The organism is Curtobacterium sp. MCSS17_006 (assembly GCF_003234215.1).
In the GTDB taxonomy this organism is placed as follows: Bacteria; Actinomycetota; Actinomycetes; order Actinomycetales; family Microbacteriaceae; genus Curtobacterium; species Curtobacterium flaccumfaciens.
Window position 1 is genome coordinate 256190 of sequence record NZ_QKSO01000003.1, and the last position, 18329, is coordinate 274518.

Consider the following 18329-nt stretch of genomic DNA (forward strand, 5'->3'; position numbering starts at 1 on the left):
CGCTCGCTCCTTTGCGATCACGTGCTTGCCACAGCCAACACTACCGCTTATGTTGGGCGCGGCAACATTTTGTTTCGACGACGAACGGTGACCACCATGGCAACGACGCCCACCCGTGCAGACAAGTTCTCCTTCGGTCTCTGGACCATCGGCTACAACGGCTCCGACCCCTTCGGCGGCCCGACCCGACCCGCGCTCGACGTGGTCGAGGCGGTCGAGAAGCTCGACGAGCTCGGGGCCTACGGCCTGACCTTCCACGACGACGACCTGTTCGCGTTCGGTTCGACCGACGCCGAACGCCAGACCCAGATCGACCGCCTCAAGGGTGCGCTCGAGTCGACCGGGCTCGTCGTGCCGATGGTCACGACGAACCTGTTCTCGGCCCCGGTCTTCAAGGACGGCGGCTTCACCTCGAACGACCGGCAGGTCCGCCGCTTCGCGCTCCGCAAGGTGCTCCGCAACATCGACCTCGCCGCCGAGCTCGGCGCGTCGACGTTCGTGATGTGGGGTGGCCGCGAAGGCTCCGAGTACGACAGCGCCAAGGACGTGCAGGCCGCGCTCGAGCGGTACCGCGAGGCCGTCAACCTGCTCGCCCAGTACGTCACCGACAAGGGCTACGGCATCCGGTTCGCCATCGAGCCGAAGCCGAACGAGCCCCGCGGCGACATCCTCCTGCCGACCCTCGGCCACGCGATCGCCTTCACCGAGACGCTCGAGCGTCCGGAGCTGTTCGGCATCAACCCCGAGGTCGGCCACGAGCAGATGGCGGGCCTGAACTTCACGGCCGGCATCGCCCAGGCGCTCTACCAGGGCAAGCTCTTCCACATCGACCTCAACGGTCAGCGCGGCATCAAGTACGACCAGGACCTGGTGTTCGGACACGGCGACCTGCAGAACGCGTTCTCGCTCGTCGACCTGCTCGAGCACGGCGCCCCGCAGGGCGGCCCGGCGTACGACGGCCCGCGCCACTTCGACTACAAGCCGAGCCGCACCGAGGACATCACCGGCGTCTGGGACTCCGCGTCGGCCAACATGCGCATGTACCTGCTCCTCAAGGAGCGTGCGCAGGCGTTCCGCGCCGACCCCGAGGTGCAGGCGGCGCTCGAGGCCTCCAAGGTCGGCGAGCTGTCGACGCCGACGCTGAACGACGGCGAGTCGTACGACACGTTCCTCGCCGACCGGTCCGCCTACGAGGACTTCGACGCCGACGCGTACTTCGGCGGCAAGGGCTTCGGCTTCGTCCGCCTGCAGCAGCTCGCGATGGAGCACCTCATGGGCGCTCGTGGTTGAGCGTCCGACCGCACTCGTGGCGGGGGTCGACTCGTCGACCCAGTCCTGCAAGGTCACCATCCGTGACGCCGCGACCGGTGCGGTCGTCCGCGAGGGACGCGCGTCCCACCCGGACGGCACGGCCGTCGACCCCCGTCACTGGTGGGACGCCCTCGGTGCCGCCGTCGCGGACGCCGGTGGCCTCGACGACGTCGGTGCCGTCGCCATCGCCGGGCAGCAGCACGGCATGGTCGCGCTCGACGCCGACGGCCGCGTGGTCCGCGACGCCCTGCTCTGGAACGACGTCCGCAGTGCGGACGCGGCCGCGCAGATGGTCGACGAGCTCGGCCAGGAGGCGTGGGTCGCCCGGACGGGACTGGTGCCGGTCGCGTCGTTCACCGGCACCAAGCTGCGGTGGCTCCGCGACGCGGAGCCCGAGAACGCCGCCCGCGTCGCGGCCGTGGCGCTCCCCCACGATTGGCTGTCGTGGCGGCTCCGCGGGTACGGACCGGCGGACGAGAGCCCGCTCGGCCCCGACCTCGACGCCCTGGCGACGGATGCGTCCGACGCCAGCGGCACGGGGTACTGGGACCCGGTGCGCCGCGAGTACGACCCGGAGCTGTTCGAGCTCGCGCTCGGGCGGCCGATGCGGCCGGCGTCGATGGGTGACGACGACGCCGTGGTCGTGCCCCGCGTGGTCGCTCCCGACGAGGCGATGGGCACCCTGTCCACCGACGTCGAGCTGCCCGGCGGCGCGGTCGCCCGGTCCGGCCTCGTCATCGGCGCCGGACTCGGCGACAACGCCGGGGCAGCGCTCGGCCTGGGTCTCGGCCCGGGTGACGTCGCGGTGTCCCTGGGCACGAGCGGCACGGTCTTCGGGGTCAGCGACGCCGAGGTGCGTGACCCGAGCGGGACCGTGGCGGGCTTCGCCGACGGGACCGGGTCGCGCCTCCCGATCGTCACGACGCTCAACGCGGCCCGCGTGCTCGAGGTGATCGGCGGCCTGCTCGGCGTCGACCACGACGCACTCGGCGAGCTGGCGCTGCAGGCGCGGGCCGGGGCCGACGGCCTCGTCCTGGTGCCGTACTTCGTCGGCGAGCGCACGCCCAACCGGCCGGACGCGACCGCATCGCTGCTCGGCATGACGCCGGCGACCACCGACCGGGCGCACCTGGCCCGGGCGGCCGTGGAGGGGATGCTCTGCGCCCTCGCCGACGGACTGGCCGCGGTGCAGGACACCGGGGTGACCGTCGAGCGGCTGCTGCTCATCGGCGGCGCTGCGCGGAACCCGGCGGTCCGCACCGTCGCGGCACAGGTGTTCGGCCGGGACGTCCTGGTGCCGGAGCCCGGCGAGTACGTCGCCGCGGGTGCTGCGAAGCAGGCCGCGTGGGCGCTCACCGGCGCACTGCCGACGTGGGACACCGCGACGACCACCGTGCCGTCCGACCCGCACCCGGAGGTGCTCGAGCAGTACCGCGCCGCGGCGCGCTGACCGACGCACCGGATCCGACACTCCCCGCCCCCGGCGCCCTCCACCAGGGCGCCGGGGGCATCATCGTCCCCGGAGGACCCCCATGCCACTGACCGACCTGCCCCTCGACGCGCTCCGCGCCCACCGCTCGGACGTCCGTCGTCCCGCCGACTTCGACGCATTCTGGGCGGACACGATCGCCGCCGCCCGGACCGCTGGCGAGGGGGTCGAGGTGACCCTCGTGCCCGCCGAGACGCCGGTGACCGGTCTCGTCGTCGAGGACCTGACGTTCCCCGGGTTCGCCGGAGACCCGGTGCGCGCGTGGGTCAACCGTCCGGTGTCCGACGACCGCGGCGCGCTGCCGGTCGTCGTCGAGTTCCTCGGGTACGGCGGTGGCCGGGGTCGCCCGGGCGAGCGCGTGCACTGGGCCCTCGCCGGCTACGTGCACGTCGTGATGGACACCCGCGGCCAGGGCTCCGGGTGGGCCGGCGGCGACACCCCGGACCCGCACGGCTCCGCGCCGCACGCCAGCGGCTGGATGACGAGCGGCATCGGTTCGCCCGCCGACCACTACTACCGCCGCGTCTACACCGACGCCGTGCGGCTCGTCGAGGCGGTGCGGACGCTGCCCGGGGTCGACCCCGAGCGCATCGCTCTGACCGGTGGCAGCCAGGGCGGCGGCATCACGATCGCCGCGGCGGCCCTGGTCGAGGCACACGTCGGACCGGTCGCCGCGGTGCTGCCCGACGTGGCGTTCCTGGCCGACTGGCGGAACGGCACCGACGTCGCGGTCGGCGGTCCGTACCTGGAGCTCGCGCAGTACCTCGCCGTCCACCGCGACGCGGCCGAGACCGTGTGGGAGACCGCCGCGTACCTGGACGGGGTGAACCACGCCGCCGGCATCACCGCCCCGGCCCTGTTCTCGGTCGCGCTGATGGACGACGTCGTGCCGCCCCGCACGACCTTCGCCGCGTTCAACGCCCTCGGCTCCTCCGACCGCGAGATCGTCGTGTACCCGTACAACGGGCACGAGGGCGGCGGCTTCCGGCACTGGGAGCGTCAGGCGGCGTTCCTGGCGGACCGGCTGCAGCGCTCCGTCAGATGAAGTAGTGGTGCCGGTGGTGGGGCCCGGTGCTCCCATCACCGACGTCGTAGTGCACGGTGAGGGTCTGCTCCCAGTCGCCGCGGTGATCGCCCCACTCGAACAGGATGCTGTCCGGCACGACGTCCGGCTGGTGGAGCAGGACCCGCTCCGCCAGCCCGATCAGCCGCTGTTGTCGGGTACGCACGGATCGGCGCTCAGGTGCTCGTCTGGAGCGTCTTCTTCGGGTACTCGTCGAAGCGCTGGAAGTACGTGCTCGAGAACCGCCCCATGTGGCGGAAGCCCCACCGGTGCGCGACCTCGGCCACCGTCGTCTGCGCGCAGTCGGCGAGCTGGAGCGCGATCCGGACCCGGTCGAGGCGGACCTGCAGCAGGTACGTCATGGGGCTCACGCCGACGTGCTGCACGAAGTTCTCCTGCAGCGTGCGGGAGCTGACCCCGACGGCCCCGCAGACGTCCGCGAGCTGGAGCGGCCGGTCGCAGTGCTCCGCGAGCCAGGCCTGCGCGAACTGCACGGTGTTCTCCGTCCGGCGCACCGGCCGCGCGTCGGGTTCGGCGTCCGTCCCGCCGAAGGCTCGCAGGACGGACTCGGCGAGCAGCACCTGTGCCGACAGGTGCCCGCGCGGGTTGCGGTCGGGGTGCAACGCGTTGACCGCGACCGCGTCGATGCGGGCGAGCAGGTGGGACACCTCGGCCTCGGCCGGGCGGGATCGCAGTCGGCCGGGGAAGCGGTGGTCGAACACGACCCCGTTCACGGCGTCGAGGAAGCCGCGGTCGACCCGCAGCACCTGGACGGTCCCCGCCGGCACGAGCAGCGTGAACGGCCGGTCCGTCGGCAGGAGCACCGGCACACCGGGCCGGGCGGGCGCGTCGTCGTCGACCCGCAGGCACCCCGCGGTCGACCACGCCAGCACCGGCGTGCCGTCCGGCGTGAACGAGGCGGCGGCGGCGGTCGACACCGCCGACGACAGCAGCGCGACGTTGTGGTGGCGCACCGTCCGGTGGCGGAACGCGAACCGGTCGGTGGGCGCGAACCGGACGTCGCGACCGTCGTACACGGCACGCAACGTCCGGACGGCGTCCGCGGTGGTCCGGCCGCACCGCTCGGCGGTCCGGGGCGCGTTGCCGACGGCGACCCGCGGGACGGTGTCGCTGCTCACTGGCCCGACCCTCGCCGGGCGCGGAGGTCCGCGAAGGTGAACCGCTCGCGGTCGACGTCGTCCTCGGACTGCACGATCCACCCGCGTCGGGCAGCGCGTGCCCGAGCCCGGTAGGAGGTGATGTGGACCGGGGCGACCCCCGGTGCACGCTCGTAACCACTCATCAGATCCTCCGATCTGTCCCCGTGCCTCCGACCCTGTTCGGAGGGGGACAGTTTGAGTACCTCTTGGACGATAAGCGCCCTCACCGGGGTCCACAATGGCCCCCGAACGGGTGCGATCCACATCCGCGCACGCCGGATAACGGCGGCGTCGTGGCGTCGGAGGCCGATCGGCCCGACCGACTCGTACCCTCCACGTATGGACCAGGCACCGACCACGGCGAGTGGTCCCGAGCACGGCGGAGCACGGCTGTCGCGCACCGTGCACGAGGCGCTGCGGTTCGTGCACGCCCACGCCCGCGAAGCGATCTCCGTACCGGACATCGCCGCCGCCGCACACCTGTCGACCCGCGGCCTGCAGAGCGCGTTCCGGCGGGAGCTGCAGACCTCACCCGCGTCGTACCCGCGCGGGGTGCGGCTCGAGGGCGTCCGCCGCGACCTGCTGTCGATGACACCGGCCGACCGTCGCACCATCGCGGACGTCGCCAAGCACTGGCACTTCAGCAACGCCGGTCGGATGGCGGCCGAGTACCGCGCCGCGTTCGGCACCGCACCGTCGGTGGCGCTCCGGTCGTTCGACCCGGAGGACCCGGACCCCCGCGCCACGTCGGACCTCGCCGGGTCCCCGGGCGAGGGATCACGCTTCCGGATCGTGCTCGACTGCGAGGTGGAGGTCGACGACGCCGACGCGACCTTCGCCCATGCCCTGCGCCGTGCCCAGGGCGACGACCGCCCCTGGCACGGCTACGACCCCGACGGCAGCACGGCGGACGTCGTCGCGTTCCTGCTGGCGAACGCCGTCCGCGGGGCCGCCGGGGACACCTCCGGCATCCGGCTGCGTGCGGTCAACCCGATGCTGCGGGCGCCGGACGAGCACGGCGCGTACCCGTCGGCCGAGCTCCCGCCGTGGTCGGCACCCGCCGTCCCGCCGCCGGGTATCGGCCCGGATCGGGACTGATCACGCCGTCGATGGACGGAATGCGCCACGCTTCGTGGATCCGCGGCAGGATGGACCCCGCGGGCCCGGCACGTGCGGCGGGCCCCAGCAAACGGAAGGCAGCGCCATGGGCCAGCTCATCTACGACTCGCAACCCCTCGAGCTCCGCCTCGACGACCGTGCGCTCACGCACCTGCAGATCGTCATCGTGAACCTCATCCGCCGCGGGGAGAGCTTCGTGTTCTCGTGGAAGGACGACCCCGCCGTCGGCGGGGGCCGCAGCAGCATCTGGATCCACCCGTACTGTGGACTGCACTTCAAGTTCGCCGGCGGCAAGTCCCCGAGCGTGAACCGCTCGTGGCTCGACGAGCTCTACGCCAGCGCGGCGAGCGGCTCCGGCCTCGTCCTGAGCCCGGAACCGACGGACGCCGAGGGCCCGGTCTCCGCCGACGACGTCCCCGGCGCCCCACCGGCACGACCCACCACGACCATCAGCGCCTCCTGACCGGAGCGCTGACGACGCGCCCCGACCGGGCACGAACGACAGGATGCCCCTCCCCGTGACCACCACCCCGCGTCGACGCCGCTCCGCGCTGCTCGCCGCCGCGCTCACCACCGGACTCGCACTCGCCGGCTGCACGGCCCCGACCGCCGCCCACGCTGATGAGTTCGACGTGACCGGCTTCCAGCCCGAGAACGCCGACACCGCCCTGGTGGACGCGAACGCCGCCGCGATGGACGTGGTCGGCGTCGACGGCCTGCTGGTGAACCACACGGGCACGAAGGCCACCGCACCGTCACGCGCCGCCAAGGCCCAGCGCAACCGGGCACACGCCAACGGCCGCACCGCGCAGCTGCTCGTCAGCAACTACTCCGAGGCCGACGGGGACTTCAGCGAGCCGTTCGCGCGGAAGCTCCTGACCTCGCCCGCGAACCGCGCCCGGGTCGTCCGATCCCTCGCCGCCGACGTGGCCACGGGCGGCTGGGACTCGGTCATGATCGACCTCGAGGCGTTGACGGCGGCGGAGAAGCCCGGCCTCACCGCCTTCGCGCGGGAGCTCCGGGCCGCCGTCGGCGACGACGTCCGGCTCGACATCGCCCTGTCCGCGTCGACCACCGCCGCCGGGTACGCCCGCCTCGGCTACGACGTGCGCGGCCTCCGCGCCCCGCTCGACCACCTGACGCTCATGGCCTACGACCAGCACGGCCCCTGGGAACCGGACGCACCCGGCCCCGTCGGGTCGCTCGCGTGGTCGTCGAAGGCCGCCCGTGCACTCGCGACCCTCGCTCCCGCCGACCAGATCGTGCTCGGTGTCGCCGGGTACGGCTACCACTGGAAGGGGAAGCGTCCGGCCGGTCAGCTCTCCGACGCCCAGGCCCGGCTCCGGGTCCGGAAGGCGGGCGCGACCGCCCACTGGGACGCGACGGTCGGCGAGTGGACCGCGACCCTGCCGAGCGGTGAGGTGCTCTGGTGGTCCGACGCACGCTCGCTGCGCGAACGGGTCGCCCTGGCGGAGCGGCTCGGCCTGACGGGCGTCGCCGTCTGGTCGCTGGACCTGTCCGACCGGATCGAACCGGTCGGGTGACCGCGACCCGCTGACGGACAGGAGGCGCGGTGCGAGCCCGCACCGCGCCTCCCGTCCGTCACCCGGTCACGCCCCGGGCGCGTGGTGCGCGCTGTCAGTCCTGACGGCCGCCCTGTGGCGTCGCGGCTCCGCGACGCTTCGCCTGGTGCCGCGCGACCCGGTTGCGGTTGCCGCACCCCGCGGCCGTGCACCAGACGCGGTTGTGCCGGGGCGACGTGTCCAGGTAGACCCAGCCGCACGCGTCGTCGCCGCACTGCCGCGCCGCACTGAGGTCGGACGTCAGCAGTTCCTGCGCGAGCAGTGCGATCGCACCCCGCGGCCCGGACAGGTCGGCGCGCATCCGCCACGACCACGACGCCCCGTCCGTGCCCTGCTCGAGCGTCGCGCGCCCGAGCGCAGCGACGTACTCGGACGCGACGTGGGCGGCGGCGCGCGGTGACGACGCGAACACCGCTTCGTACACCGCCTCGCGGAGCGCCAGCACCGCCGTGTGCTCCTGCGCTGCGACGTCGGGCGCGGCTGCGGCGAGCCGGCTGATCTCGTCCGCACCGCCGGGCAGGACGCCCATCTGCTCGCACCACGCCACGACGGCGCTGAAGCTGCTCAGGGTGTCGATCGAACGACGGGGATCGAGGCGCCAGTGCACGGTGTCGACGAGGTCGAGCGCCGCGTGTCCCCCCACGTCCGGGAACGTCGGCTGCGCGTCGGGGACCACCATGCTCCGAGACTAATGCGTGATCAACCGTTGTGCCATGTGCATCGCCTGTGCCAGGGTCTAATGCATGACGAGCGTTCCACGCGTTAGCGCAGCACGGACCGGCCTCGGCCCGGACTTCACGCGGTTCTGGGTGGCGCAGGGCGCCTCGGCCGTCGGCGGGCAGGTGAGCGAACTGGCGGTGCCGTTGCTCGCCGTCGTCGTCCTGCACGCGTCCGCCGGCGAGGTCGGGGTGCTGAACGCGGCGCGGTGGCTCCCGTTCCTCCTGCTCGCGCTGCCCCTCGGGGTCCTGGTCGACCGTCGTCGCCGTCGACCGGTCCTCGTCGTGTCCGACCTCGCTCGGGCTGCCCTCACCGTGGTCGTCGTGGTGGTGGCGTTCAGCGGGGCGCTGACCCTGCCGGTGCTCGTCGTCCTGGTCGGGCTGCTCGGCGCCTTCACCGTCGCGTTCGAGGTGAGCTACCAGTCGTTCCTGCCGACGGTCGCCGGACGCCGGCAGCTCGAACGCGCGAACGGGCGGCTGGAGGCGACGGCGGCGGCGGCCGAGGTCGGTGGCCCAGGACTCGGAGGCCTGCTCGTCCAGGTGCTCTCGGCGCCGTGGGCCCTCGCGGTCCACGCCGTGACGTACGTCGTGTCGGCCGTGGCACTGCTCGGCATCCGCGCGCCCGAGGCCCGCCCGACCCCGACCGGACGGAGTGCTCTGCGCGACCTCGCCGAGGGCCTGCGGTTCGTCGGTCGCGACCGGTACCTGGTCTCGCTGGTCGGCTTCGCCGGGATCTACAACCTCTTCGCGCAGTGGGTGATGGTGCTCTTCACCGTGCACGCCGTGCGGCAGCTCGGACTGGACGCGGGGCTGCTCGGCCTCGTCTTCAGCCTCGGGGCGATCGGCGCCGTGGTCGGCGCCTCCGCGGCACCGTCGAGTGTCCGCCGGTTCGGTGCCGGGCCAGTCCTGGTCGCCTGCGCCACGGCCGAGTGCGTCGCGCTCGCAGTGCTCCCCGTGATCGATCCATCGTGGTCGACGCCGGTCACGGTCACCGTCCTGATCGGGGTGTTCGCCGTGAACGGCGCGGGGACCGCACTGTCGAGCATCGTCGCACTCACGCTCCGGCAGCTGCGTTCGCCGGACCAGGTGCTCGGTCGCGTCAACGCCACCATGCGCTGGCTGTCCTACGGCGTCATCGCGATCGGGGCCGGGCTCGGCGGCCTGGTCGGAGAGCTGCTCGGCACGCGGATCGGCCTCGCCCTGGGGTGCGCGGGGATCTTGCTCACCGTCGTCTGGGTCGTCGCCTCACCGCTCCGTGGTCTGCGCGACCCGGCCGCACTCGCCACCGACCCCGAGGCTGGTCGACGGACGGGATGAGGGGAGGCATCGGTGGTGCCGACGCCTCCCCGCACTGCCGTCAGACGAGCGACCACTCCACCAGGCGGGGGTCGCCCGGGGTGACCTCGTGCACCGCGCCCGTGACCGCGACGGTGGCGCGCTCCGTGGCGGTGCCGGGGACGGGGTGTCGGACCGGCCCGTCGCCCGAGGCGACGATCCCACCCGCTGCCACCGGGCCTCCCGGCCGGGACGCCGCCGCGTGCGACGCGACCCAGACCTGCACGTCGCCGGGTTCGACGACCTTGCGCATCCGACGGGCGGTGAACGCGAAGCGCTGCACCGGGACGCGGAAGCGGACCCGCGCGGACTCCCCCGCGGCGAGCGCGACCCGCGCGTACCCGAGGAGCTGCACCTCGGGCCTGGTGACGCTGCCGTGCACGTCGTGCCCGTAGAGCTGCACGACGTCCTCGCCGTCACGGGACCCGGTGTTGCGGACCGTCACCGACGCGGTGAAGACGCCGTCGGATCGGACGTCCGGGGCGACGACGAGCTCCTCGTACGCGAAGTCGGTGTAGCCGAGGCCGAAGCCGAACGGCCGCACCGGCGTCGAGTCGGCGGCCGTGACGTCGGACGGACCGCCGAGCCGGGGGTGCAGGTACGTGAACGGCTGCGCACCCGCGGACCGGGGCAGGGACAGTGGCAGCCGGCCCGAGGGCGAGGCCGCGCCGGTGAGCAGGTCGGCGATCGCCAGCCCGCCGCCCTCGCCCGGGAAGAACGCCTGCACGACCGCGGCCGGACGCGGCTGGTCGCCGTCGAGCGCCCAGCCGATCGCGTACGGCCGGCCGGTGAGCAGCACCATCACGGTGGGGGTGCCGGTCGCGACGACGGCCTCGACCAGCTCGCGCTGCACGCCGGGCAGGTCGAGCGACTCGGTGTCGTTGCCCTCGCCGACCGTGCCGCGGCCGAAGAGTCCGGCCTGGTCGCCGACGACGACCACCGCGACGTCCGAGGCGGAGGCCACGGCGACCGCGTGGGCGAAGCCGGCCCGGTCGTCGCCCGTGACGGCGCAGCCCGCGGCGAAGCGGACCGCCGCCGGGCCGAGGGCCCGGGCGACGGCTTCGCGGACGGTCGGGATCGCGAAGCCGAGCGGCAGGTCGGGGTGCGAGGCGAGCACGTGGTTGGCGAACGAGTAGCAGCCCTGCAGGGCCTCGGCTCGGTCGGCGTTCGGGCCGATGACCGCGACGGAAGCCCCCTGTGCGAGCGGGAGGACGGGGGTGGTGCCGTCGGCGGTCCCACTGTCGGCGGTCCCGCTGACGACGGTGGCGCTGCCGCTGTCGTTCGACAGCAGCACGAGCGACTTCGCCGCCAGCTGGCGTGCGAGCGCCTGGTGCAGCGGGGTGTCCAGGTCGATCCCGGTGGGGGCGTCCTCGGCGAAGGCGTCCGGCTCGAGCAGTCCGAGCCGCTCCTTCTGCCGCAGCACCCGGAGCACGGCGCGGTCGACGAGCGCCTCGTCCACCTGCCCGCTGCGGACCCGCTCGACGAGCGGCGCGAGGTACGCGTCACCGGTCGGGAGCTCGACGTCGATGCCGGCCTCGAGCGCCAGCGCCGCGGCCTCGCCACGGTCGGCGGCGATGCCGTGCATGACCTCGAGGAACGCCACCGAGAAGTAGTCCGCGACGACGGTGCCGTCGAAGCCGAGCCGGTCGCGGAGCAGGTCGGTGAGCAGCTCGCCGTTCGCCGCGACGGGCACGCCGTCGATCTCGGCGTACGAGTTCATCACGCTCCGGGCGCGGCCGTCGCGCAGCGCCATCTCGAACGGCGGCAGGTAGACGTCGGCGACCTCGCGGGCCCCGGCGTGCACGGGGGCGTGGTTCCGCCCCGCCTGCGACGCCGAGTACCCGAGGAAGTGCTTCAGGGTCGCGTCGACCCCGGCCGACTGCAGCCCGCGCACGTACGCGGTGCCGACCGTGCCGACCAGGTACGGGTCCTCGGCGATGCACTCGTCGACCCGCCCCCAACGCGGGTCGCGGATCACGTCGAGCACCGGTGCGAGCCCCTGGTGGACGCCGAGCTGGCGCATGGACGCACCGATCGCGGCGCCGACCTGCTCGACGAGCTCCGGGTCGAACGACGCGCCCCACGCCAGCGGGGTCGGGAACGTCGCGGCCTTCCACGCGGCGAGCCCGGTCAGGCACTCCTCGTGGACGAGCGCCGGGATCCCGAGCCGGGTCTCGCGCTGCAGGCGGCGCTGTTCGGCCCAGAGCCAGGCAGCACGCTCGTCGGGTTCGACGGGGCGGGTGCCGTAGACGCGGGTGAACTGCCCGATGCCGTCGCGGGTGATGTCCGCCAGGGTGCTGCCCTGCTGCACGGCCGCCATCTCGCCCTGCATGGGGGCGACGACGCCGTTCTGGTCGAGCCAGTACCCGACGAGCTGCGCGACCTTCTCGTCGAGGGTCATCACGGCGAGCAGGGCGTCGGCGCGGGGTCCGGCGGCGGTCGCGGTCGCGGTCGTCGCGGGCGCGTCCGTCGCGGTCGTCGCGTCCGTCGTGCTGTCGGCCTGGAGGCGCGGGTCGCGTCCGGCGGTCCGCGTCGCGTCGGTCGCGGTCACCCCTTCACCGCCCCGGTCAGGCCGCCGACGATGCGACGCTGGAAGATCGTGAAGAACACGAGCGCCGGGATCATCGACATCGAGGTGAACGCGAGCACCTTGGCGGTGTCGACGGAGTACTGCGACGAGAAGGACTGGACCCCGAGCGGCAGCGTGTACGCGGCCTCGTTGTTCAGGATGAACAGCGGCAGGATGTAGCTGTTCCAGCTGGCGATGAACGCCAGGATGCCGACCGTGACGACGCCGGGCAGCGACAGCGGCACGACCATCCGGAAGAAGAACCCGAGACGGCTCGCTCCGTCGATCGACGCGGCCTCCTCGAGCTCGTCGGGGATCGCCCGCAGGAACGGCACCAGGATGATGACGGTGGTCGGCAGCGCGAACGCGATCTGCGGCAGGATCACGCCGGCCAGGCTGTTCGTCAGACCGAGGTCCTTGACGAGCAGGTACAGCGGGGTGATCGCGACGGTGATCGGGAACATCAGACCCGCGGCGAACAGGGCGTAGAGCGCCCCGCGGCCGGCGAACCGGTAGCGGGCGAGCACGAAGCTCACCATCAGCCCGAGCACGACGACCCCGAGGGTGGTCGTGACGGCGCTGATCGTGGAGTTGCCGAGCTGCTGCCAGAAGATACCGCTGGACAGCACGGACCCGTAGTTGCCGAACTCGAACGGTGCCGGCAGCCCGGCGGGGCTCGTGGTGATCTGCGAGTTGGTCCGGAAGCCGCCCAGCACGATGTAGAGCACGGGTGCCAGGTTGGCGGCGACGAACAGGATCGCGACGACGTAGGTCAGCGGGTTCGCGCGTCCGATCGCGGCACTGGACCGGCGCTCCCGCACGGCCCGGCGCCCGGGGGCGACGATGCTCGTGGTGGCCATCAGTTCTTCCTCTCGGTGAGTGCACCCGCGGTGTCGCGGCGGAGCACGAAGCGCTGGTAGATCAGGGCGACCACGAGCGAGATCACGAACATCACGACCGCGACGGCGCTGCCGAAGCCGAAGTTGCCCGAGGTCCGGCCGTTGGCGACCATGTACGTCGCCATCGTCGAGGTGCCCGCGGTCGACGCGATGTACTGCCCCCAGATGATGTAGACGAGGTCGAACAGCTGCAGCGAGCCGATGATCGACAGGAACGCCCAGATGCGGATGGTCGGACCGAGCAGCGGCAGCGTGATGCGCCGCTGGATCTGCCAGTAGCCGGCGCCGTCGATGGCGGCGGCCTCGAACAGTTCCTCGGGGATGCTCTGCAGGCCGGCGAGGAACAGGATCACCGCGAAGCCGATGTACTTCCACGAGATGATCACGAGCAGCGTCCAGATGGCGATGTCGGGGTTCGACAGCCAGTCCGCACGGAGTCCGCCCAGGCCGATGCTCTGGAACAGGTCGTTCACGGCGCCGTTCGACTGGAGCATCAGGCTCCACCCGGTGCCGACGATCACCTCGGAGATGACGTACGGCACGAAGACGAGCACGCGGACGAGCCCGCGGCCGTGCATCTTCTGGTTGAGCAGCAGCGCGAGCACGATCGCGATCGGCCCCTGCAGCACCAGGGAGAGCACTACGATGAAGCCGTTGTGCATCAGGACCGCGTGGAACGCCTTGTCCTGGAAGATGATCAGGTAGTTCTGCAGTCCGACGAAGTCGGTGGGCGGGCCGTAGCCCTGCCACTTGAAGAACCCGTAGTAGGCGGCGAGCGCCACGGGCAGGATCACGAACGTGACGAAGACGATGACCGCGGGTCCGGCGAGGACCGCGATCTCGACGCGCTTCCGCCAGTCCGCGATGCGGCGCTTGGTCCGCCGACCGGCGGGGAGCGGCGAACCGCTCCCCGCCGGGGACGTCCCCGCGGCCGTGTCCGACCCGGTGGTCGGAGTCGTACCGAGCGAGGTGTCGAGGGTCATGCTCAGCCCTTGGCCGCAGCCTGGTTGGTGGTCTCGACGATGTCCTTCGCGCTGCCCTTGTCGGCGAGCAGGTCGACGACGCTGGTGTTCAGCGCGTTGCCGACGTTCTGGCCGTACAGGGTGTCGAGGTACTGCGAGACGAACGGCGCCTCCTGGTAGGCGGCCAGGGCCGACTTCAGGTAGTCCGAGTCGACGACCGACTGGGCCTCCTTGTTGACCGGGATGGCGTTGAAGGCCTTGTAGTAGGCCTCCTGGTTGTCCTTCTGCACGATGAAGTTCAGGAAGTCGGTGCACGCCTTCTTCGGGGCCTGTGCCGAGCAGGAGTTGCCGTCGACACCACCCATCATCGACTTCGGGTCACCCTTGCCACCGTCGATCGCGGGGAACGGGAACCAGCCGAGGTCGGGCAGCGGCTTGGCGTCCGGCGTCAGCGACGCGATCACGCCCGGGTCCCACGCGCCCATGAGCTCCATGGCCGCCTTGTGGTTGGCGAGGAGACCGGCGGAGCTGCCGGCGCCCTGCTGTGCTGCGGTGGTCAGGAAGCCGTTGTTGAAGGGCTTGGTGGCGTTGAAGTCCTCGAGCTGCTCGCCGGCCTTCGTCCAGCAGGCGTTGTCGAACTTCAGCGACTTCGCCGTGTCCTCGAGGGTCTTCTGGCTGCACTCGCGGAGCGCGAAGTTGTAGTACCAGTGGGCGGCCGGCCAGGCGTCCTTCGCGCCGACGGCGACCGGGTCGATGTCCTTGGCCTTGAGCTTCGTGATCGCGTCGTTCAGCTCGTCCATGGTCGTGGGCGTGCCCTCGATGCCGGCTTCCTTGAACAGGTCCTTCGAGTACCAGATGCCCTCGGGGAGCACCGCGCCCGGCATGGCGTAGGTCTTGCCGTCCTTCTCGTACCCGGCGAACGTGCCCGCGCTGATGGACTTCTTCGCGTCGGCGCTGATGGAGTCGGAGATGTCCATGAGCTGCCCGGCAGCGATCATCGCGTCCATCTTGCCGCCGCCGCGCTGCAGGAACACGTCGGGGGCGTCGCCGGAGTTGAGGGCGGTCTGGAGCTTGCCGTCCAGGTCCTCGTTCTGGATCGCCTGGGTCTTGATGGTGACGTTCGGGTACTTCTCCTCGAACGCCTTGACCGTCGAGGCCCAGTAGGCCTTGCCCGGTCCGGTGGTCGAGTTGTGCCAGAAGGTCATCGTGACCTTCCCGCCGTCCTCGGAGGCATCGCTGCCCGCCGAGCACCCACTGGCCACCAGTGCTGTGGCCCCGATCAGCGCGATGGCTGCCGCGGCACGGATCTTCCTCGTCATCGTGGAACTCCTGAAGTGTCGTCGTTGACATGCGCGACATCGACTGCCGCTGCGGAGAGCATGCCTGCTGCTCCTGGCCCATGTCAATCGATATCGATAACGTTTTCTTTATCGTTCGCATGGTGCCGCAGCGGTACGGTGTGCACATGGACTCGGCACTCGGCGCGCGTCCCGGTGCCGGCCGGGTGACGATCGGCGACGTGGCGCGGGTGGCCGGGGTCTCGATCCCGACGGTGTCCAAGGTGATCAACCAGCGGGACGGGGTCGCACCCGCCACGATGCTCCGCGTGCAGCAGGTGGTCGACGACCTGGGGTACGAGACCTCGCTGGTCGCCCGGAGCCTGCGGAGTTCGCGGACCGGGGTCGTCGGCATCCTGGTGCCCGAGTTCGAGCCGTTCTCCACCGAGCTGCTCCGCGGCATCTCGCGGGCGGCCACCGGCACCGGCTACGAGCTCCTCGCCTACGCCGGCCTGATGACCGGCGCCGACCGACCCGGGTGGGAGCGCCGGTCGCTGTCCCGCCTGTCCGGCACCCTGATCGACGGCGCGATCGTCGTCACCCCGACCACGGCACTGTCGAGCTCGTCGATCCCCGTCGTGGCGATCGACCCGCACACCGGGCCGGAGGGGCACGCCACGGTCGACGCCGACAACGAGGCCGGCGCGGTACAGGCCGTCGAACACCTGCTCGCACTCGGACACACCCGCATCGCGCACCTGCAGGGACGCGCCGACCTGGCCTCCGCCCAGCTGCGCGCCGCCGGGTACCGCTCGGCCCTGACCGCCGCGGGCATCACGGTCGACGAGTGTCTGCTGCGTGACGGCGGCTACCAGGAGGACCAGTCCGCAGCCGTCGCCCACGAGCTCCTGACCCTCGCCGACCGCCCCACCGCGGTGTTCGCCGCGAACGACTCGTCGGCGATCGGTGTGCTCCGCGCCGCGGCCGAGGTCGGGCTCCGCGTCCCCCAGGACCTGTCCGTCGTGGGCTTCGACGACGTGCCGCAGGCGTCCACCACGACCCCGCCGCTCACCACGGTGTCGCAGCCGCTCGCCGAGCTCGGGTCGCACGCCGTGCAGATGCTCCTGACGATGCTCCGTGGCGAACCGACCACGGACCACGTCCGGCTCCCCACGACCCTGCGGGTCCGGGCGAGCACGGGCCCCGCGCCGAGGCCGAAGCCCGGCCGCTGAGCACCCGCCGCCGTCAGCGGCGCAGGGTCTGCTTCGGGTACTCGCCGAACCGGGCCGCGTAGGCCGCCGAGAACCGGCCGAGGTGGGCGAACCCCCATCGTCGGGCGACGTCGCCGACGACCCCGGCCTGCGGGTCGAGCTCGAGCAGTTCGCCGCGCACCCGGTCGAGCCGGACCTCGCGCAGGTACGTCAGCGGCGACACGTCGAAGACCCGGCGGAACGACTCCTGCACCGACCGCACGCTCAGACCGGCGACCTCGGACAGCTCCTGGACCGTGACCGGCTCGGCAGCGTGGGCGTGGATGTACTCCACCGCTGCCCGCAGCCGGGCGTTCCGGGGCAGGCCGAGCACCGCGGGCAGGTCGTCGGCCTGCGGCGGGAAGGTGTCCAGGAACGCGGTGGCCGCCGACCGCTTGGCCGCGTGCCACGCGTCGGAGTCGGGCCCCTCGGCGCGGAGGGCCCGGGACAGCGCCACGAGCGCCCCCTGCCAGCGCTCGGCGGTCTCCGGTTCCGGCATGCGGGTCGGGTCGAACCGCAGTGGTGCCGCTTCGACCTCCAGGTGTTCGAACGCGACGCGGTGCACGTACTCGCGTCCGAAGTGCACCAGCCGCTGGTCGTGGTCCTCGGCCGTGAACACGAAGTCGTCCTCGGGCGGCAGGAGCACGGGGACGTCCCGGCGCAGCTCCATCCGGACGCGCCCGGAGTCCAGGTGCGCGGTCCCGCTGGTGATCCACGTCACCACGTAGTCGGCGCCCACGGGGACCGAGCCGCGCACGGCACCGCGGAGCTGCGAGCGCCGGATGCTCACGTCGGAGTCGCCGACGGCCGTGTACCGGTACGAGAAGTCCTCGTCGATGCGCCGGACGGACCACCGATCGGCGCCGTGGACGGCGGCGAGGTCGCGCTCGGCCGCGTCGGGGTCCCCGCCGGAGACCTCGAAACGCACCGGTTCCCCGGCGGGTGCAGCGGACTGTGGAGTCGGGACGGGGTCAGCCACGACGCCTCGCTCCCGATGCCGTCACCCGCACCGTTCCACGCTCCGCGTTATGTGGATACGCTGGTGCGGTGACTGCGGCGTATCGTGACCCGGACGAGACCCGTGCGAAGGGGGCATTGTCGTGAGCGATGTCGACCTGAACGCGGCGCTGACCCGGCTCGAGGCCGCGGTCTCCGAACTGCGCGGTCGACTGCGCGACGAGCTCGGCGTCTCCGGCGGCGACCTGACGCTGCTGCAGTTCGTCTCGCGCGCCGAGGAGGCGGGTCGGACGGTGCGTGTGAAGGACCTGTCGAAGCACCTGGGGCTCACCGGCCCGGCGGTCACCGGCATGGTGGACCGCCTCGAGCACAGCGGACACCTCAGCCGTGTCCCGAACCCCGACGACGGCCGCAGCCGGTACATCGAGCTGACCGATGCTGCCCGCCGCGACTACGCGCGCGCGATGGACGGCACGAACAAGCACCTGCACGACCTGATGGCCTCCTTCTCGGAACGGGAGCGGGCCAGGTTCGTGCGGATCATCGACCGCATCGTCGCAGCCGTCGATCTCGGCGCACCGAGCCCCTGACGGCAGGGTACGGGCGGTCAGGACGGCGCTCGGACGAATGTCCAGCATG

At 72.4% G+C, this 18329-nt stretch carries 18 protein-coding genes; 9 read left to right on the forward strand and 9 right to left on the reverse strand.

From position 1 onward, the window contains the following. Positions 1-96: 96 nt before the first annotated feature. From xylA to DEJ21_RS05045, 3 genes are all read left to right on the forward strand, one after another. On the forward strand, positions 97-1290 hold the full coding sequence (gene xylA, locus DEJ21_RS05035) for a xylose isomerase (RefSeq protein ID WP_111223934.1): 1194 nt from the start codon (positions 97-99) through the stop codon (positions 1288-1290). Continuing rightward, entirely contained in the window at positions 1283-2761 is a 1479-nt protein-coding gene (gene xylB / locus DEJ21_RS05040) for a xylulokinase (RefSeq protein WP_111223890.1), read from the forward strand. Before xylA ends, xylB begins: the two co-directional genes overlap by 8 nt. A gap of 82 nt (positions 2762-2843) precedes the next feature. Beyond that, complete coding sequence (locus DEJ21_RS05045; protein WP_111223891.1) at positions 2844-3845, forward strand: acetylxylan esterase; 1002 nt, start codon at positions 2844-2846, stop codon at positions 3843-3845. Here the strand turns inward: DEJ21_RS05045 and DEJ21_RS05050 are convergent. From DEJ21_RS05050 to DEJ21_RS18120, 3 genes are read right to left on the reverse strand one after another with little or no spacing between them, the layout of a single operon-like run. After that, positions 3838-4029: a hypothetical protein gene (locus tag DEJ21_RS05050; protein ID WP_111223892.1), complete on the reverse strand. Its 192-nt coding sequence runs from the start codon at positions 4027-4029 to the stop codon at positions 3838-3840. The two genes, DEJ21_RS05045 and DEJ21_RS05050, sit on opposite strands and share 8 nt — an antisense overlap. 10 nt (positions 4030-4039) lie before the next feature. Further along, positions 4040-5002: a helix-turn-helix transcriptional regulator gene (locus DEJ21_RS05055; protein ID WP_111223893.1), complete on the reverse strand. Its 963-nt coding sequence runs from the start codon at positions 5000-5002 to the stop codon at positions 4040-4042. Continuing rightward, on the reverse strand, positions 4999-5166 hold the full coding sequence (locus tag DEJ21_RS18120; protein ID WP_163343324.1) for a hypothetical protein: 168 nt from the start codon (positions 5164-5166) through the stop codon (positions 4999-5001). Before DEJ21_RS18120 ends, DEJ21_RS05055 begins: the two co-directional genes overlap by 4 nt. A gap of 196 nt (positions 5167-5362) precedes the next feature. Between DEJ21_RS18120 and DEJ21_RS05060 the strand changes: the two genes are divergently transcribed. From DEJ21_RS05060 to DEJ21_RS05070, 3 genes are all read left to right on the forward strand, one after another. Then, the gene (locus DEJ21_RS05060) at positions 5363-6121 is read left to right on the forward strand and encodes an AraC family transcriptional regulator (protein WP_111223894.1); all 759 of its coding nucleotides are present in this window, start codon (positions 5363-5365) and stop codon (positions 6119-6121) included. A gap of 106 nt (positions 6122-6227) precedes the next feature. Then, a complete protein-coding gene (locus DEJ21_RS05065; protein ID WP_111223895.1) occupies positions 6228-6605 on the forward strand; it encodes an ATP-dependent DNA ligase in 378 nt (125 codons plus the stop codon). 55 nt (positions 6606-6660) lie between these two features. Next, entirely contained in the window at positions 6661-7686 is a 1026-nt protein-coding gene (locus tag DEJ21_RS05070; protein WP_181435782.1) for a glycosyl hydrolase family 18 protein, read from the forward strand. A 94-nt stretch (positions 7687-7780) separates the two neighbouring features. On the opposite strand, the gene DEJ21_RS05075 is transcribed toward DEJ21_RS05070, so the two are convergent. After that, complete coding sequence (locus DEJ21_RS05075) at positions 7781-8404, reverse strand: CGNR zinc finger domain-containing protein (RefSeq protein ID WP_111223897.1); 624 nt, start codon at positions 8402-8404, stop codon at positions 7781-7783. A 64-nt stretch (positions 8405-8468) separates the two neighbouring features. Between DEJ21_RS05075 and DEJ21_RS05080 the strand changes: the two genes are divergently transcribed. Continuing rightward, entirely contained in the window at positions 8469-9758 is a 1290-nt protein-coding gene (locus DEJ21_RS05080; RefSeq protein WP_111223898.1) for an MFS transporter, read from the forward strand. 40 nt (positions 9759-9798) lie between these two features. Here the strand turns inward: DEJ21_RS05080 and DEJ21_RS05085 are convergent, their stop codons facing one another. The 4 genes from DEJ21_RS05085 to DEJ21_RS05100 are packed head-to-tail and all read right to left on the reverse strand — an operon-like array spanning position 9799 to position 15525. Further along, on the reverse strand, positions 9799-12327 hold the full coding sequence (locus tag DEJ21_RS05085) for a glycoside hydrolase family 3 N-terminal domain-containing protein (protein ID WP_220036555.1): 2529 nt from the start codon (positions 12325-12327) through the stop codon (positions 9799-9801). Then, positions 12324-13205, reverse strand: coding sequence for a carbohydrate ABC transporter permease (locus DEJ21_RS05090; protein WP_017886791.1), 882 nt, complete (start codon positions 13203-13205; stop codon positions 12324-12326). Before DEJ21_RS05090 ends, DEJ21_RS05085 begins: the two co-directional genes overlap by 4 nt. Further along, on the reverse strand, positions 13205-14227 hold the full coding sequence (locus DEJ21_RS05095) for a carbohydrate ABC transporter permease (protein WP_027464452.1): 1023 nt from the start codon (positions 14225-14227) through the stop codon (positions 13205-13207). Before DEJ21_RS05095 ends, DEJ21_RS05090 begins: the two co-directional genes overlap by 1 nt. A 2-nt stretch (positions 14228-14229) precedes the next feature. Continuing rightward, positions 14230-15525, reverse strand: a complete 1296-nt coding sequence (locus DEJ21_RS05100) for an ABC transporter substrate-binding protein (protein ID WP_071405208.1) — start codon at positions 15523-15525, stop codon at positions 14230-14232. Between the two features lie 146 nt (positions 15526-15671). Here DEJ21_RS05100 and DEJ21_RS05105 point away from each other — a divergent pair, with 146 nt between their 5' ends. Then, positions 15672-16715: a LacI family DNA-binding transcriptional regulator gene (locus DEJ21_RS05105; protein ID WP_181435783.1), complete on the forward strand. Its 1044-nt coding sequence runs from the start codon at positions 15672-15674 to the stop codon at positions 16713-16715. Positions 16716-16728: 13 nt separating this feature from the next. On the opposite strand, the gene DEJ21_RS05110 is transcribed toward DEJ21_RS05105, so the two are convergent. Next, positions 16729-17712 (reverse strand): helix-turn-helix domain-containing protein, encoded by a 984-nt coding sequence (locus tag DEJ21_RS05110; protein WP_111223899.1) that lies wholly within the window; start codon positions 17710-17712, stop codon positions 16729-16731. Positions 17713-17833: 121 nt separating this feature from the next. Here DEJ21_RS05110 and DEJ21_RS05115 point away from each other — a divergent pair, with 121 nt between their 5' ends. After that, the gene (locus DEJ21_RS05115) at positions 17834-18280 is read left to right on the forward strand and encodes a MarR family winged helix-turn-helix transcriptional regulator (protein ID WP_111029629.1); all 447 of its coding nucleotides are present in this window, start codon (positions 17834-17836) and stop codon (positions 18278-18280) included. Positions 18281-18329 lie beyond the last annotated feature (49 nt).